The 15,828-nt window shown below is 64.4% G+C and carries 16 protein-coding genes; 10 read left to right on the top strand and 6 right to left on the bottom strand.

The features are described 5' to 3' along the window. Both PSQ39_RS08695 and PSQ39_RS08700 read right to left on the bottom strand, forming a co-directional pair. Positions 1–969: MCP four helix bundle domain-containing protein (locus tag PSQ39_RS08695; RefSeq protein WP_273926376.1), on the bottom strand; the 969-nt coding region annotated here is incomplete at its 3' end. A 339-nt stretch (positions 970–1,308) separates the two neighbouring features. Further along, positions 1,309–2,235, bottom strand: coding sequence for an alpha/beta hydrolase (locus PSQ39_RS08700; RefSeq protein WP_273926377.1), 927 nt, complete (start codon positions 2,233–2,235; stop codon positions 1,309–1,311). Between the two features lie 190 nt (positions 2,236–2,425). On the opposite strand from PSQ39_RS08700, the gene PSQ39_RS08705 reads away from it, so the two are divergent. The 9 genes from PSQ39_RS08705 (at position 2,426) to PSQ39_RS08745 (ending at position 11,047) form a co-directional block, all read left to right on the top strand. After that, a complete protein-coding gene (locus PSQ39_RS08705) occupies positions 2,426–3,601 on the top strand; it encodes a class I SAM-dependent methyltransferase (RefSeq protein WP_273926378.1) in 1,176 nt (391 codons plus the stop codon). A gap of 179 nt (positions 3,602–3,780) precedes the next feature. Continuing rightward, positions 3,781–4,899: a LacI family DNA-binding transcriptional regulator gene (locus PSQ39_RS08710; RefSeq protein WP_409242012.1), complete on the top strand. Its 1,119-nt coding sequence runs from the start codon at positions 3,781–3,783 to the stop codon at positions 4,897–4,899. A gap of 186 nt (positions 4,900–5,085) precedes the next feature. Beyond that, positions 5,086–5,757, top strand: coding sequence for an amino acid ABC transporter permease (locus PSQ39_RS08715; RefSeq protein WP_273926379.1), 672 nt, complete (start codon positions 5,086–5,088; stop codon positions 5,755–5,757). 56 nt (positions 5,758–5,813) lie between these two features. After that, positions 5,814–6,467 (top strand): amino acid ABC transporter permease, encoded by a 654-nt coding sequence (locus PSQ39_RS08720; protein WP_273926380.1) that lies wholly within the window; start codon positions 5,814–5,816, stop codon positions 6,465–6,467. Positions 6,468–6,534: 67 nt separating this feature from the next. Continuing rightward, complete coding sequence (locus PSQ39_RS08725; RefSeq protein WP_273926381.1) at positions 6,535–7,353, top strand: transporter substrate-binding domain-containing protein; 819 nt, start codon at positions 6,535–6,537, stop codon at positions 7,351–7,353. 41 nt (positions 7,354–7,394) lie between these two features. Beyond that, complete coding sequence (locus PSQ39_RS08730) at positions 7,395–8,180, top strand: amino acid ABC transporter ATP-binding protein (protein WP_273926382.1); 786 nt, start codon at positions 7,395–7,397, stop codon at positions 8,178–8,180. Continuing rightward, positions 8,177–8,986 carry a sugar phosphate isomerase/epimerase family protein gene (locus PSQ39_RS08735; protein ID WP_273926383.1) on the top strand — a complete coding sequence of 270 codons (810 nt, stop codon included), beginning with the start codon at positions 8,177–8,179 and terminating at the stop codon, positions 8,984–8,986. Before PSQ39_RS08730 ends, PSQ39_RS08735 begins: the two co-directional genes overlap by 4 nt. A 76-nt stretch (positions 8,987–9,062) precedes the next feature. Beyond that, entirely contained in the window at positions 9,063–10,034 is a 972-nt protein-coding gene (locus PSQ39_RS08740; RefSeq protein ID WP_273926384.1) for a sugar kinase, read from the top strand. Continuing rightward, positions 10,031–11,047 (top strand): 2-hydroxyacid dehydrogenase, encoded by a 1,017-nt coding sequence (locus tag PSQ39_RS08745; RefSeq protein WP_273926385.1) that lies wholly within the window; start codon positions 10,031–10,033, stop codon positions 11,045–11,047. Before PSQ39_RS08740 ends, PSQ39_RS08745 begins: the two co-directional genes overlap by 4 nt. A 22-nt stretch (positions 11,048–11,069) precedes the next feature. On the opposite strand, the gene PSQ39_RS08750 is transcribed toward PSQ39_RS08745, so the two are convergent. The 4 genes from PSQ39_RS08750 to PSQ39_RS08765 form a co-directional block, all read right to left on the bottom strand. Beyond that, positions 11,070–12,254 carry a GGDEF domain-containing protein gene (locus PSQ39_RS08750; RefSeq protein ID WP_273926386.1) on the bottom strand — a complete coding sequence of 395 codons (1,185 nt, stop codon included), beginning with the start codon at positions 12,252–12,254 and terminating at the stop codon, positions 11,070–11,072. 249 nt (positions 12,255–12,503) lie between these two features. After that, entirely contained in the window at positions 12,504–13,979 is a 1,476-nt protein-coding gene (locus PSQ39_RS08755; protein WP_273926387.1) for an acyltransferase family protein, read from the bottom strand. Positions 13,980–14,127: 148 nt separating this feature from the next. Beyond that, positions 14,128–14,436 carry an ArsR/SmtB family transcription factor gene (locus PSQ39_RS08760; protein WP_273926388.1) on the bottom strand — a complete coding sequence of 103 codons (309 nt, stop codon included), beginning with the start codon at positions 14,434–14,436 and terminating at the stop codon, positions 14,128–14,130. A 15-nt stretch (positions 14,437–14,451) separates the two neighbouring features. Then, entirely contained in the window at positions 14,452–14,637 is a 186-nt protein-coding gene (locus PSQ39_RS08765) for a hypothetical protein (protein ID WP_273926389.1), read from the bottom strand. 228 nt (positions 14,638–14,865) lie between these two features. On the opposite strand from PSQ39_RS08765, the gene PSQ39_RS08770 reads away from it, so the two are divergent. After that, on the top strand, positions 14,866–15,777 hold the full coding sequence (locus PSQ39_RS08770) for an SDR family oxidoreductase (RefSeq protein ID WP_273926390.1): 912 nt from the start codon (positions 14,866–14,868) through the stop codon (positions 15,775–15,777). The last annotated feature ends 51 nt before the right edge of the window (positions 15,778–15,828 follow it).

Genomic DNA, 15,828 nt, shown 5'->3' on the forward strand with positions numbered 1-15,828 from the left:
CGCGGTGTCGGCATTGGTCTTGACGGTGCTGGTCAACTCCTCCATCGAGGCGGCCGTCTCTTCGAGGTTGCTGGCTTGGGACTCGGTGCGCTGGCTCAGGTCGGCGTTGCCGGTGGCGATTTCAGCCGAGCCCGTGGCGATGCTGTCGCTGCTGTGGCGAACCTGGCTGACCACGTCGACCAGGCGGTCGTTCATGTGCTGCAGGGCTTGCAGCAGCACCGCCGGCTCGTCAGTGCCTTCGGTGTGGATGGTGGAGGTCAGGTCGCCTGCCGCCACGGTCTCGGCCACCTGCATGGCTTCGTTCAGCGGCGCTGTGATCGAGCGGGTGAGGGCCATGGACAACAGCACGCCCAGAACGAGGGCAATGGCAATCAAGACCAGGGTCAGCTGCACCGCTTGAACGTAGTCGCGGTTGGCCTGTTCATTGGCCAGGGCTGCGCCTTGGTCGTTGAGGGCGATGTTTTTTTGCAAAGCTTCATCCGTGGCCAGAAATGCTTTGCCAGCGTCAGTGGTCGACAGCTTGCGCGCTTCACGCTCACCCGCGTCACCGCTGGCGGACAGGCTCAAGACTTTTTTATCGATCTCGAGGTAGGCGGCCCAACGTTCTTTGGCGGTATTCCAGAGCTGCTGCTCTTCAGGGGATGAGATCAGCTTTTCGTAGCGAGCAAAAGTGTCGGGCACGCGGGTGCTCAGGACCCGATCATGCCGTTCTTGCTGTGTTTTTTTGAGCTCTGGTGTGTCTTCGAGGATGTGTCGCAGTGTGACTCGCCGCACTTCATTGATGGCGGTGCGAACCTCACCCAAGGCTTTGATGCTGGGCAACCAGTTGGTGCCCAGTTCGTTGGCATTGGCATTCACCCGCCGAATTTCATAGAGACCCACACCTCCGATCAGGCTCAGCAGCAGCAGGATCAGGCCAAAGCCCAAGCCCAGTCGGGCGCCAATCTTGAAGTTTCGAAGGAATTGCATGGGGGTGACTCTTTGACGATGGAAATGATTGAAAAATACTTTTCTCTGGTGTAAATGATATCACAGAATCATTTGCAAGTCACTTAAGGTAATTTGAACAAAAAAACGTATTTTTTTGATCATATTTATGAAAATCATGCAAGAAATTTTTCCGTGCCACCATGGGTGTACACCCTAGGTGTGAAAAATGATATTTTTTAGGCTGCTCGTCTGAGTCATGGCCAGGGCTCTAAAGCCTTGTCGGGTGCCGACAGGGGGGCGACGCGACCTCACCCGCGTGGGCCTGCGCCAGCATGGGCGCAGGCCGCCTCGCGTTGGGTGGCGTGACGGGCCGTTGGCTTACTTGACCGCCCGACACTGGCGGTCGACGTATTGCAGGGCGTCGGGCAGGGCGTCGCGGAAGACCAGCCATTCATGGTCACCATCGATCACCCGCAATTCCACCTGCTTGGGCTGGATCTGGTACAGGCGCCAGTACAGGTTGGCGGACATGGGGGCGATGCCCAGGTAGTCGTGGTCGCCCGACACGATCCACATCGGCACCCGGTGGGGGTTGGCGCGGTAGCTGTCCAGGGCCGCAGGGTAGTTGAGGGCCTTCCAGGTCTCGGCATCGAACTGACCATTGCGGGTGAACTGAGGCGTGCGTCGCGCCGCTGAGGTCTCGGGGGGCAGGGGGTCGTAGATGGCGGGGCTGATGACAGCCGCGCTGCAGAACTTGTCGGGGTAGCGCAGCGACAGGTTCAGCGCCCCATAGCCGCCCATGGAGAGGCCCCCAATGGCGCGCCCGCTGCGCTCTTTTTGCACGCGGTAGCGCGCTTCAATGTAGGGCAGCAAGTCGTTCATGATGGCCGTGCCCGCCTTTTCGGCTGCCCCGTCCGCCCACCAGGACGCCGGCCCAGCGGTGGGCATGACCACCACCGAGGGGCGCATCAGGCCACGCTTGATCAGGCCGTCCAGGGTCTCCACGGCCCCGCCTTTGGTGCGCCATTCGTTTTCATCGCCACCTGCGCCGTGCAGCAGGTAGACCACCGGGTAACGGCTGTCGCCCGTTTTGTAGGCGTCGGGCAGGTAAACCGTGAATTTGACCGGCCGACCCAGAGCGGTCGATGGGGCCTCGTCGGCCAGCACCTCGCCAGCCTGGGTGCTGGGCGCCAGGGCGCTCAAGCAGGCCAGCAAGGCGAGCGCGCTGAGCCCGTGCTGGAGGCGGGAGCGTTGCGCCGAGGGCGCTGCATGCTGTTTGGGGGATGCGGAAATAGCAAAAACCATGGGTGTCTCCTTGTGCTGGGGTCAGGCACTCCAACGCCAGCGGTTGGCGTGGTGCCTGGGCCATTCTGCGGTGGTCTCGGCCGTTATGCACCGCTCGTCGGAGACACCTCCCGCCCCGTGCCGGGCCATTTGGGGGCTGTGGCGAAGTCTTTGTCGCTGCTGCGTCGTTGCCAGCGGCCACAATCGGGGTATGACTGACATTTCAAGCGTTTCCTGGACCGACGCCTCCGGCCAGCCCCAGCTCGCGCGCTGGCGTTCCGAGGCCGGCGTGCCGGCCCCCACCAAATGGACTCTGGCCGACGACACCCTGAACGCCAACACGGCCTACCGCCTGGTTTGCGAGGGCACAGCCCTGATCTGGCAGGGTGACTTCCAGAACGCACGCCAACTGTTGCAAGCGCTGGCGCGCCGGGTGGACCGCAAGCCGCGCAAGCTCAAGGCCCCGGCCACCCAATTGGCCGAGGCGTTTCACCAGCACCGCCAGGGCCAGGCCCAGCGGGCCCGCTTGCTGGGCATGTTGCTGGTGCCCGTGGCGGCAGACCGCAGCGTGCCCTTGCGCCGCGCGCCCGATGTGCGTCAAGCCTTGGCCGAGGTCTGGGGCCCGGCCGATGCCCAACCTTCCCTGGTGACCCTGCGTGAACTGCAAGGCCTGGTGGGCGCTCACGAGTGGCGTAAAAAAGGGGTGGAGATCCCTGCGCTGGGCAAGGGGCCGAACAACCGCATCCACCCGCATTACGGTGTGTTTTCGCCGGTGCGCGGTGAGTACGTCGATCTGGTGCGCCAGGCGCCCTGGCCGGCCGCGATGGCGGGCGACGCCGTGGCTTTTGACATTGGGGTGGGGACTGGCGTGCTGTCGGCCTTGCTGGCGCGGCGCGGTGCCCGCCAGGTGTTGGCCACCGACCAGGACCCCCGTGCCCTGGCCTGTGCCGAGGCCAATCTGCGCCAACTGGGTGTGGCCAACGCGGTGCGTTTGTTGCAGCAGGATCTGTTCCCCGGGGGCCAGGCCGCCTTGGTGCTGTGCAACCCACCTTGGCTGCCGGCCCGCCCCAGTTCACCCATTGAGCATGCCGTCTACGACCCGGACAGCCGCATGCTGCGCGGGTTTCTGGCGGGCCTGGCCTCGCATCTGATGGCGCAGGGTGAGGGCTGGCTGATCTTGTCTGACCTGGCCGAGCATTTGGGGTTGCGCACGCGTGAGCAACTCATGGGCTGGATTCAAGAGGCTGGGTTGCAGGTGCTGGGCCGCCTGGATGCACGTCCCCAGCACCCCAAGGCCAGCGATGCCAACGACCCGCTGCACCGCGCGCGGGCCGCGGAAGTCACCTCGCTGTGGCGCCTGGGGCATGCGTCCCCGTCGGGCGTTTGATTCGTTCGGTGGCCCCAAACGGGGGGCACCGGCGCGCCGCCATGAAGGTTTGGCCGGGTTTGTCCCGGGCTGCAGTGGGGGCGTCAGGCGCTACGATCCCGTTTTTATGAAACTGGTTTCAGCGCCAAGCGGCTTGGCGTGTTGAGACTGGTTTTGACTTGACCCGAATAGCCCTTCCTGTGCCAGCCTCCTCCGCTCCCAAACCGACCACTGCAGCCCCCGCTGTGCCCAGCCCGGGGCGTGCCACCATCGCCGACGTGGCGCGTGAGGCCGGCGTGTCCAAGGCCACGGTCTCTCGATTCCTGAATCACCGCGACACCTTGCTGTCGCCCGACATCGCGGCCCGGGTGGAGCGTGCCGTCAGTGCCCTGGGCTATTCGCCGAGCCCGATGGCGCAGGCGCTCAAGCGCGGGCGCAGCCGCTTGATCGGCCTGGTGGTGGCCGATGTCACCAACCCCTATTCGGTGGCGGTGCTGCGCGGTGCCGAGCAGGCCTGCCAGGAGGCCGGCTACCTGGTGATGCTGTTCAACCTGGGCAATGACAGCGGACGCGAGCGCGAAGCCATGGCGGCGCTGGCCTCGTATCAGGTGGAGGGCTTCATCCTCAACACCCTGGGGCGTGACCCCGACGCGGCCACCGAGGCCACGCGCCAGGGCCGGCCCGTGGTGTTGGTGGACCGGCGCCACAGCGGCATGCAGGCTGACTTTGTCTCGCTGGACAACGCCCAGTCGGTGCAGATGGCCCTGGCCCATTTGCAGGCTCAAGGTTGGCGAGAACTGCTTTATGTGACCGAGCCGGTGCGCGGCGTCAGTTCACGCGCCGAGCGCGAAGCCGCCTTCCGCGAAGCCTGCCACCAGTCGCAACAGGGCGGGGTGGGGCCTGCACTGGCAGGGCAGACCTTTGAAAGCCACGAAGCCCTGCCTGAGGCCCCCGAGGCCCCGATGCAGGCCCTGATGTCCGCTCTGCAGGCCCTGCGTGAACGGGCCGGTGCGCGGCCAGCCGCGGTGCTGTCCAGCAACTCGGTGGTGACCCTGCGCCTGAGCGCGGCCATGGCCCGCCTGGGCTGGCAGTGGGGGCGCGAGCTGGGCTTGGTTGGTTTTGATGACACCGACTGGGCGCCCCATGTGGGGCCGGGCATCAGCACCATCGCCCAACCCACCCACGATCTGGGCCGCCTGGCCGCCAGCTGCCTGCTGGAGCGTCTGCGCGGCCTGACCTTGGCGCCGCGCCAGATCCTGCTGCCCGGCACCTTGCTGGCCCGTGGCTCGTCCCAAGCGCTGAACCCTGAGCGCCTCTGAACCCTGGCGTGCGCAAGCGCTGCGTTCAGACAGCGCCTCAGGGTTTCTTCTGATTTCAAACTGAAACCGGTTTCTTAAACTTGTGAAATCGGTTTCAGTCGGCTGCATCCAGCCGGCCAAACCAGGGCTCAACCGGGCCAGCCGCGCGCACTTGAAGCGCGTCGGCCGGCCTCAGTGGAAATCAACGTGAACTACAGCTTTCAATTTGAAGATGTGCTGGCCGCCTGGCCGCTGCTGCTCAAGGGCACCTGGATCACGGTGCAGCTGTCGCTGCTGGCCACCGTGCTGGGCCTGGCCGTGGCCATCCTCGGCGCCTGGGGCAAGACGGCTGGGCCACGCCCGCTGCGCTGGCTGATCCAGGTCTACATCGAGCTGATCCGCAACACGCCCTTCCTGGTGCAGCTGTTCTTTTTCTTTTTTGCTTTGCCGGCCATTGGCTTGCGTTGGAGCGCCTACACCGCGGCGCTGACTGCCATGGTGATCAACCTGGGCGCTTACGCCACCGAGATCATCCGCGCGGGGATTGAGGCCATCCCCAAGGGGCAGATCGAAGCCGGGCTGGCGCTCAACCTGAAGCGCTGGGAGATCTTCCGCTTCATCATCCTCAAGCCGGCGATCAAGGCCATTTACCCGGCACTGACCAGCCAGTTCATCTTGCTGATGCTGAGCTCGGCGGTGGTGTCGGTGATCTCGGCTGACGACCTGACCTCGGTCGCGGCCAACCTGCAGTCGCAGACCTTCCGCAGCTTTGAGATCTACATCGTCCTGGCCTTGATCTACCTGGGCCTGTCGATGCTGTTCTCGGCCTTGTTCAAGCTGATTTACCAGTGGGGACTGAACTACCCCGACCGGCGCTGAGCCGCTTCACCCAGCCCGGCCCCGCCCCGACCCCCAGGTCATTGGAGATTTGTCCCATGCGCAGCTTTGGTTTGTCTGAGTTCTTGTTCATTCTGGAAGCGGCCCGCTGGACGCTGGCCCTGTCCCTGCTGGCCTTTGTCGGCGGGGCCTTGGTCGGCCTGGCCGTGGCCTTGGCGCGCACGTCGGAGTCGCGTTGGGCGCAGTGGGCGGCCGGCCTGTTCATTCAGGTCTTCCAGGGCACGCCCTTGCTGCTGCAACTGTTCCTGATCTTCTTTGGCGCTCCGGTTCTGGGCCTGGACATCAACCCTTGGGTGGCCGCGGGCCTGGCGCTGATCTTGAACAGCGGTGCTTTCCTGGGTGAAATTTGGCGCGGCTGCATCCAGGCGGTGCCGCGCGGCCAAAGCGAGGCGGCGCATGCCCTGGGCCTGTCGTACCTGAGCCGCATGCGCGATGTGGTGTTGCCCCAGGCCTGGCGCATCGCCGTGCCGCCCACCGTGGGCTATGGCGTGCAGATCATCAAGGGCACCTCGCTGGCCGCCATCATTGGCTTCACCGAGATCACGCGCGCCGGCCAGATCATCAACAACGCCACCTTCCAGCCTTTGTTGGTCTTCAGCGCCGTGGCCGCCATCTACTTTGCCCTGTGCTGGCCCCTGTCCCTGCTGGCCGCGCGCATGGAGCGGCGCCAGGCGGCGGCCCAAGCGCGTTGAGGCCGCTGTTGAACCTCTTTCTCTTTGCTTTCCCTTCCTTTGACTTTCATTCCACCAGGAGACTGCCATGACCCGTTCTGTGACCCCCCTCTCGCACGGCCTGAGCCGCCGCACCCTGAGCGCGACCTTGGTCGCTTCGGCCCTGGGCGCCTTCTTGCCCAGCCTGGGCACTGCCCAAACCCTGGAGGAGCTGAAGAAGAAGGGTGAGATCACCATTGGCTTGCTGGTCGATTTCCCGCCCTATGGCACGACCAACGCGCAAAACCAGCCCGACGGCTACGACGCCGACGTGGCCAAGCTGCTGGGCAAGGACTTGGGCCTGAAGGTCAACCTGGTGCCGGTGACCGGCCCCAACCGCATTCCTTTCCTGCTCACCAACAAGCTCGATCTGTTGGTGGCCTCGCTGGCCATCACGCCCGAGCGCGCCAAGCAGGTGCAGTTCTCGACGCCTTACGCGGCGGCGACCATCGTCTTGTTTGGCGCGGCCAAGTCGGCGATCAAGAGCGCTGCGGATCTCAAGGGCCTGCGTGTGGGCGTGGCCCGCGCCAGCACCCAGGACGTGGCGGTGACCAAGGCCGCGCCCGAGGGCACGGAAATCCGCCGCTTTGACGACGACGCATCGGCCATGCAAGCCCTGTTGTCAGGCCAGGTGGATGCGATTGGTTGCTCGGTCACTGTGGCCGCCCAAATCAACAAGCGCGCACCAGCAGGCGCCTTTGACGTCAAGTTCAACCTGCTGCAGCAAGCCATGGGCATGGCCATGCGACCCAACCAGGCCGAGCTGCTCAAGGTGGTCAACGACTTCGTGGCGCGCAACACCGCCAATGGCGAGCTCAACAAGCTCTACCGCAAGTGGCTGGAAACCGACCTGCCCAAGCTGTCCTGAGCCCCGCTACCCCTTCCGCCGTTCATCAGCCCTTTGCCGCCATGACCCACCTTGCCCCTGCCGCGTCCGCCAGTGCCGACCCCATCATCCGCCTCGACAAGGTGTCCAAGTGGTACGGCCAATTCCAGGTGCTGACCGACATCAGCCTGAGCGTGCAGCCGGGTGAGCGCATCGTGATTTGCGGGCCTTCGGGCTCGGGCAAATCGACCCTCATCCGCTGCATCAACCGGCTGGAGACGGTGCAGCAGGGGCGCATCGTCGTCGATGGCATCGACCTCACGGCCGGTGGGCGCAACGTGGACGCGGTGCGCCAGGAGGTGGGCATGGTGTTCCAGCAGTTCAACCTGTTCCCGCACCTGACCATCTTGCAAAACTGCACGCTGGCGCCCATGCGATCGCGTGGCCTGAGCCAGGCCCAGGCCGAAGAGGTGGCCATGAAGTACCTGAGCCGGGTTCGCATCCCGGACCAGGCGCACAAGTACCCCAGCCAACTGTCCGGCGGCCAGCAGCAGCGCGTGGCGATTGCGCGTGCGCTGTGCATGAACCCCAAGGTGATGCTGTTTGACGAACCCACTTCGGCACTGGACCCGGAAATGGTCAAAGAGGTGCTGGACACCATGATCGGTTTGGCCGAGGACGGCATGACCATGCTGTGCGTGACCCACGAAATGGGTTTTGCGCGCAGCGTGGCCGACCGCGTGATCTTCATGGCGGACGGCCAAGTCATCGAGCAGGCACCGCCCGCGCAGTTTTTTGGCCAGCCTCAGCACGACAAGACTCGGCAGTTCCTGGGCCAGATCCTGTCGTCCCATCAGGCGGCGGCATGAGCGGTGTCGCCCAAGAAGGCTTTTCGGCGCTGATTTCCCTCACGGCCTTTGGGGCCAGCGAAGTGCAGCGCCTGGGGCAATTGCATTTCACCGAACTGGCCCATGCGGCTGGCGCCGATGGGGTTGAGGTTCGGGGTGAACTGCTGCGTGGTGCAGCCTCGGAGCTGCAAGACCTCGCGCAAGCCACCTCCGCGCTGGGCCTGCAGCGGGTTTATTCGAGTCCGCAAGGCCTTTGGCAAGATGACGGCACCTTGGACCAGGCCGCCTTGGCGGCTGCTTTGCAGGCCGCTCAGACCTTGGATGCACCGCGCCTGAAAATGTCGATGGGGGGCTTTGGCCCGGCCTCGGTCCCCAGCTTGGCGCGCTTGCGTGCGTGCCTGGCGGATGTTTCTGCCGTCGAGTTGGTGATCGAGAACGACCAGACCCCGAGCGCGGGCACTTTGGGCGCCATGCAGTCTTTTTCGGCCGCCTGTGCCCAGGCAGGCCACCCCTTGGGCCTGACCTTCGACATGGGCAATTGGCATTGGACCGGCGAATGCCCCTTGCAGGCCGCGCAGGCCTTGGCGCCTCAGGTGAGCTATGTGCATTGCAAGGGCGTGCTGCGCCAGCCCCAACGCTGGGTGGCCGTGCCCCTGGCGCAGTCCCAAGCGCCTTGGCGCGCCGTCTTGCGGGCCCTGCCGGCCCAGGTGCCCTGGGCCATTGAGTACCCTTTGCAGGGTGAGGACTTGTTGGCCGTCACCCGCACTGAATTGGCCTTGCTGCGGGCCGAAGCCCAGCGGGTGCTGGAATGCCGCGCAGTCTTGTGACCGCCAGCCATGGTTCAGGTCGCGCTGTGGCCCGATGGGCCATCGGTCCCATCCTCCTACTGAAGAAAGTGTTGTCATGAGTTCTTCCACCAGCCCGTCCAGTTTGGATGTGATCACCTTCGGCGAGGCCATGATGTTGCTCGTGGCCGATCGACCCGGCCCCTTGGAAGAGGCGCAGGCTTTTTACAAGCGCACCGCTGGCGCCGAGACCAATGTGGCCATTGGTTTGGCGCGCCTGGGCCTGCGGGTTGGTTGGGCCAGCCGCCTGGGCACCGACTCCATGGGGCGTTACCTGCTGGCCTCGATGCAGGGCGAGGGCATTGACTGCTCGCATGTGATTTGCGACGCCACGCAGCGCACCGGCTTCCAGTTCAAAGGCCGGGTCACCGATGGCAGCGATCCCCCGGTGGAATACCACCGCAAGGGCTCAGCAGCGAGCCAGATGGGGCTGGCTGACATTGATGAGCCTTGGCTGCTCAGCGCCCGCCATTTGCATGCCACCGGGGTGTTTGCGGCCGTGTCGGCAAGCACCTTGCCCGCAGCGCGGCGCAGCATGGCCTTGATGCGCGCGGCGGGCCGCAGCGTCTCTTTCGATACCAACCTGCGGCCCACGCTGTGGGGCAGCGCCGATCTGATGCGGCGGGAGATCAACCAATTGGCCAGCCTGGCCGACTGGGTCTTGCCCGGCATTGACGAAGGTCGCTTGCTGACAGGGTTGGACAGTGCACAAGACATTGCTCAGTTTTACCTGGCCCAAGGCGCGCGCCTGGTGGTGGTCAAGCTGGGTGCCGAGGGCGCTTACTACCAGGGCAGCCACCAAGGCCAGTCTGTGTCGGGGCACGTCGAGGGCTTTCCCGTGGCCGAGGTGGTCGACACCGTGGGCGCGGGCGATGGCTTTGCCGTCGGCGTGGTCAGCGCCTTGCTGGAAGGGCTGGACGTGGCCCAAGCCGTTCGACGTGGCGCCTGGATTGGCGCGCGCGCGGTGCAGGTGCTGGGCGATACCGAGGGCCTGCCCACGCGGGCGATGCTGCTGGAGGCTAGGCTGTGAGCGTCAGCGCCTTCGCGTCCCCGCAGCGCCGCCGGGTGCTGGTGTTCCGTGAGTTGCCGGCACAGCAATTGGCGCTTTTGCAGGCCCAGTATGAAGTGACCGTGGCCAATCCCCGCCTGCCGGCGCATCAAGCTGCTTTTGAGGCGGCCCTGCCGCTGGCCGAGGGGATGATCGGCTCCAGCGTGCCCATCACGGAGGCCATGCTGGACCAAGCCCCGCATTTGAAAGTGATCTCGAGCATCTCGGTGGGCGTGGACAACTACCCTTTGGCGGCACTGCGTTCGCGTGGCATCACCCTTTGCCACACGCCGGGCGTGCTGACCGAGACCACGGCTGACACGGTGTTTGCGCTGATCATGGCCAGCAGCCGACGCTTGGTGGAGCTGGCCTTGCATGTGCGCGAGGGGCACTGGCAGCGCAACATCGATGAGTCCCTGTTTGGTCGCGATGTGCACGGCAAAACCCTGGGCATTCTGGGCTTTGGCCGCATCGGCCAAGCCCTGGCTCGTCGCGCGGCGCTGGGCTTCAACATGCCGGTGCTGTACCACGCGCGACGCGAGGTGGACGTGGCGCAGCAAGCGCCTGAACTGTTGGGCCGGGTGCAGCACCGACCCTTGGACGAGGTGCTGTCCCAGGCCGACATCGTGGCCGCGGTGTTGCCCTTGACCCCGGCCACCCGGGGCCTGATGAACGAAGCCACTTTTGCACGCATGAAGCCGGGGGCCATCTTCATCAATGGTGCGCGTGGAGCCATCGTGGACGAGGCTGCCTTGCTCCGAGCCCTGGACAGCGGTACGTTGGCCGCCGCGGGGCTGGATGTGTTTGCGACCGAGCCTTTGCCCATGGACTCCCCCTTGCGTCAGCACCCGAGGGTGACGGCCTTGCCGCACATCGGGTCGGCCACCCACGAAACCCGTGAAGCGATGGCCGCCATGGCCACCCGCAACCTGCTGAAAGCCCTGGCGGGCGAGGCGCCCGAGGGCCTCTATGCCGAGGGCCCTGAGCCGCTTTGAGACCCGCCGCAGCCCACCGGGCTCAAACGCTGGCGACGCTTTCGCGCTCGCTGCGGCTTTCGAGTGAGGGTTTGAACATCGAGAACTTTTCTGCCTGCATGCGCTGCATGGCGATGCTGGCCAGGGCGGACTGATCGAGGCCATCCACAGGCCACATGGCCATGCCGATGTTCACCTCCAGCTGCGCAGAGGCTTGCTTGAGCTGCAGTGGGGTCAGCAGGTTTTGGCGCAAACGTGAGATGGCGCCGCGCAGGTGGTCTTGGCTCGGGGTGTGGTGCAAGAGGATCACGAATTTGTCCTCCCCCAGATGGCAGGCGAAGTCGGCGTCGCGAGCGAACTGGCGCAGGCGCATGCCAAAAGCCCGCAGCACGTCGGTGTCCATTGACGAAGCCCGCAAGCCGTTGGCCCGGCGCAGTTCATCGATGTCAATCAGCAAATAACTGAAGCGCAGCCCCGTGCGTTGGCTGCGCGCGATTTCTTGGCGCAACACCTCCTCGAGGTAATGGGGGCCGGGCAGGGTGGTGATGGATTCTTCCCGCTGCAAGTCACGCGCAGCGCGTTGGGAGCGCAGGTAGCACCCCATGTGGACGCAATAGGTCCAACCCATCAAGAACAGCATCAGGGCCAGGCAAACCAAATCGTGGATGGGGTGCAAGGCCAGTGTGCTCGGGAGCTTGATTTGCGCACTGATGCCAGCGCGCATGGCCAGCACGGCGGCCATGCCCAACATGAAGAAGGCTGAAATGGTATTGACCAGCCGTTCGTCTGGCCTGCCGGGGCGCAGCATGGCGATGGCGCAGCCCAGCAAGAGCAGCGCATAGGTGCTGTCTTGAAACACCTGCAAAGTGATGGGCTCGTCCAAGGTCAGCCAGGACAGCGCCATGAAAACAGGCAGCACCAGCAAGCCAATGCGCCAACGTTGTTGCGAGGAACGCAGCATGAAGCACAGGGCGCCTTCGAGCAGCATCAGCGAGGCCGTGAACAGAAGACTGCCTCTCAACAGGGTCGTCAGGCCTGGGTTGGGGAGCTCGTAGCGAGACAGGGTCAGCAAGCCCAGTCCCAGCCCACCCAGGCTGGCCGCGCCAGCCCACCAGGCCAGTCCAGGCATTTTGGGGTTGATGCGCCAAACGGTCACCAGCAGCACGGCCGACATGGCTGCAAGCATCACCACCAGCAAGTACAGGGTAGGACGGTCAAATAGGGGCATCAGGAGGGGGGGCGGTTCGCCAGCGTCCCCCTGATCTCGTCTTGCAGGTGCAGATACAGGGACGTGACGACCGTTCGATGGGTCACATCTTTTTGATTATCGTCATCAAATGCAAAAAATGATATGAATGGTGACCATCGGTCTGGTTGGTCGACTGAACACCCGCCGGACGTCCTCAGGCGTGAATTCCGCACGGAAACCAGTGCAGGATTTGGACAGTCTTGGGGCCCGTCGATGCCCAAGACCCCCTTACGGTTTGATTCGCATCTGAACCGCTTCAGTGCGCTCAATGCCACTGACTCGGCGACGTTCGATGTAGATGGACTTGTCCCCTGTGCTCCACAGGACAGATTTGGGGACTTCTGCGGTCACCATCCCAGGGCTGATCTGGGTGCTCAGTCGCTTGCCATCCATCACCACCACGCTGCCCTCCGGGGGGGGCGCGCCCTCAATCTTGATCCACAGGGCTGAGCGTCCATTGGGTTGCTGGTTGAACGGCACTCCGGCGCGGCTTTCTCTGGGGCCAAAGTCGATCAACTGGGTGGGCATGGCCTGGAGGGGGGCCATGTCCCAGGCGTTGGAGGCCCAGCGCGCGCCGAGGCATACCGCCAGCAGTGACACCAGAAAAACGGTGAGGGTGCGATGGCGCTTCAGGGCCTGGACCCAGCCCAGGCTGCTGACATCTTTTCCCATGGCGATGGCTGGTTTCTCCACACAGCGCCAGCTGAAGGCGGCAAACACGGTGGCCAGCGCCACCGCGCCCGCGCTCAGTCCATAGGGGCTGAGCACCACAGGACTGGCCGCCATGACCAACTGCTGGCTGGGCCAGCCGTAGATGTAAATGCCATAGCTGAGGTCATGGCGAGGGCGCCAGAGGGCGCCCAAGGCGGCAGATTGACCCACCATCAGCACGATCCAGACCGCCGAGGTGTAGAAAAACAAGGCATGCAGGCCGCCCCGGGTGAGCAGGGCGGCGGAAATCAAGAGGACGCCTTGCCAAAGGGCCAAACGGATACGGGACGAGAGCCCGTAGACCATCACCCCCGCCAGGAACATCACCGCCGCGCTGCGGCTGTAGTCGGCGTTGAACAAGGTGGTTGGCAGCAGCTCGACCAGCCCGGGGGTGAGTGCCATCAGAATGGCGACGGCCCCGGCGATGGCGATTCGGCGGCGCGTCCGGATCAAGTCCAAGGCACCGAGGGCCGCCAGCACCACGTACATCTTGGCCTCCATGGGCAGGGTGTGGATGGAGCCGTTCAGGGTGGGGAGTGGGTTTTTTCCCATCACGCCTTCGATATCCCAGCGAAGATCAAAAACACTGTTGCCCAGGATGTAGCGGTAGAACCCGTCAAAAGTCAGGTAGTTGCGCAGAGGCAGCTCGCTCATGGCTGCCATGAGGGTGGCGGTCAGCGCCAGACAGACAAACAAGCCCGGCCAGATGCGAAAAAAGCGTTTGAAGACAAAGTTGGGGATGTAGGTGTCCTTGTGGAAGCTTTGTGCCACAAAGAGCCCGCTCAAAAAGAAGAACAGCAGCACCGCCAAACCACCGACGCTGGTCAAGGGGGCAAGCGCCCGGTCGATGGGGTCTGAGTAGCCCGGCGACAGGGCAAACGAGTGGTGGTAGATGACGCTTGCCGACAGAACCAGACGCACCAAGGTGTAGTTGTTGTCGTGGCTTTCGATGGTGTCGCGCAGGGTGCGGGCTCGGGGCGGGAGGGGCGTCATGGGGGAGGGCGTCATGCCATGGGCATGGCGACGGGCTGGGTGTTGTTACTTTTTGTTTCGATGATAGCAATCTGCCTGTGCGCTCTTTGCGCAGCCACAAGTCGGCTGAGCCGCGCGCGAAATGCCGCCAGCGCAGGCGGCTCGGCAATCAAACGCACAGCGCCAGCTGCCGCAGCAACGCCTCCAAGGTTTTCACCCCATCGCCCAAGGACAGGCCATACAGGTTCTCAGTGCCCCGCTTTTCGCACACCACCAAGCCGGCTTCGCGCAGCACTTTGAGGTGGTGGGAAATGGCGGGCCGGCTCAGCGGCAAGAGGGCAGCGATTTGGCCCACGTTGAGCCCCTGTGCTTCGCTGAGCAGCATCACAATTTGCTGGCGCGGCGCCTCACTCAAGGCCTGCAGCAGCGGCGTGGTCTGGGCAAAGTGCAGGGCCAGGCTGCGGGTGTCAGCGTGCATGGCGAGCGTGTCTGTTCAACGCTTGGCTTGGTGGCGTTGCCAGGCGTACTGACCGACAAAGGCCAGGCCCAGCACCAGGCTGAACCAGCCGACCAAGCTGGAGCCCCCCACCGCTTGTTGCAGAGCTGGTGACTTGATGAAGCTCGGCGACAGCAGCACCGCCAGCCCAATCAGCGCGCACAGAACGCCTTTGTGCAGCAAGGCTTGGTTAACGGCTTTATTCCGATGAGGCGAGGCAATCGGTGTTTCAGCGGGCTTGTGGGTTTTTGATTTTTTGGACATTGAACCTGAATTGTGCGGCATCCCAGGCGCTGTCACGAACGTACGCGACGCGCCTGGGCCCCGCCTTTTAAACTGATCACAAGGAGGGCCATCCCTTCGTTCATCCCCGAGCGGCCTCCACAACAGCCATTACAAGGATTCCATCTCATGAGCAAGCTTGATTTCACCGGCCGTGTGGCCATCGTCACAGGCGCAGGCGGCGGCATGGGCAAGCAGCACGCCCTGGCTCTGGCCCGGCGTGGTGCCAAAGTGCTGGTCAATGACTTGGGCGGCGCGGTCGATGGTGCCGGCGCTTCGGTGAGTGCGGCTCAGGCGGTGGTGGATGAGATCCGTGCCGCCGGTGGCGAGGCCCTGGCCAATGGCGCCTCGGTGACCGATGCGGCGGCCGTGGAAGCGATGGTTCAGCAGGCGCTGGATGCTTGGGGCCGGATCGACATCCTGGTCAACAACGCTGGCATCTTGCGCGACAAGAGCTTTGCCAAGATGGACTTGAGCGATTTCAAACTGGTGGTCGATGTGCACCTGATGGGCGCGGTCAACTGCACCAAGGCCGTTTGGCCGCACATGAACGCGCAAAAGTATGGCCGCATCGTGATGACCACCTCGTCCAGTGGCCTGTACGGCAATTTTGGCCAGAGCAACTATGGCGCCGCCAAGCTGGCCCTGGTCGGCCTGATGCAGACCCTGAGCTTGGAGGGCGCGAAGAACAACATCCACGTCAACTGCCTGGCGCCCACCGCCGCCACGCGCATGACCGAGGGCCTGATGTCGGCCGAGGTGCTGGCCGCGCTCAAGCCTGAGGCCGTGGTTCCCGCGATGCTGGTACTGGCCGCTGAAAGCGCGCCCACCCGCACCATCCTGTGTGCTGGCGCTGGTACCTACGAAGCTGCCCACATCACCTTGACCGAGGGCCTGCACCTGGGTCTGACCGAGGACACCCCGGAACGCTTGGCCGAGCGCTTGGCCGAGGTCACTGATCGCTCGGGCGAGCAAGTGCCGCAAAGCGGCGCCGCCCAGGGCACCAACGAGGTCGGCAAGGCCCTGGCCGCCCAGCGCTGAGGGGCCCGTCTCGGGCCCTCAAGCGTTCGGCGTTCGTCTGCGCGCTGGCGC

The sequence above is a fragment of the Curvibacter microcysteis genome (assembly GCF_028649455.1).
GTDB lineage: Bacteria > Pseudomonadota > Gammaproteobacteria > Burkholderiales > Burkholderiaceae_C > Curvibacter > Curvibacter microcysteis.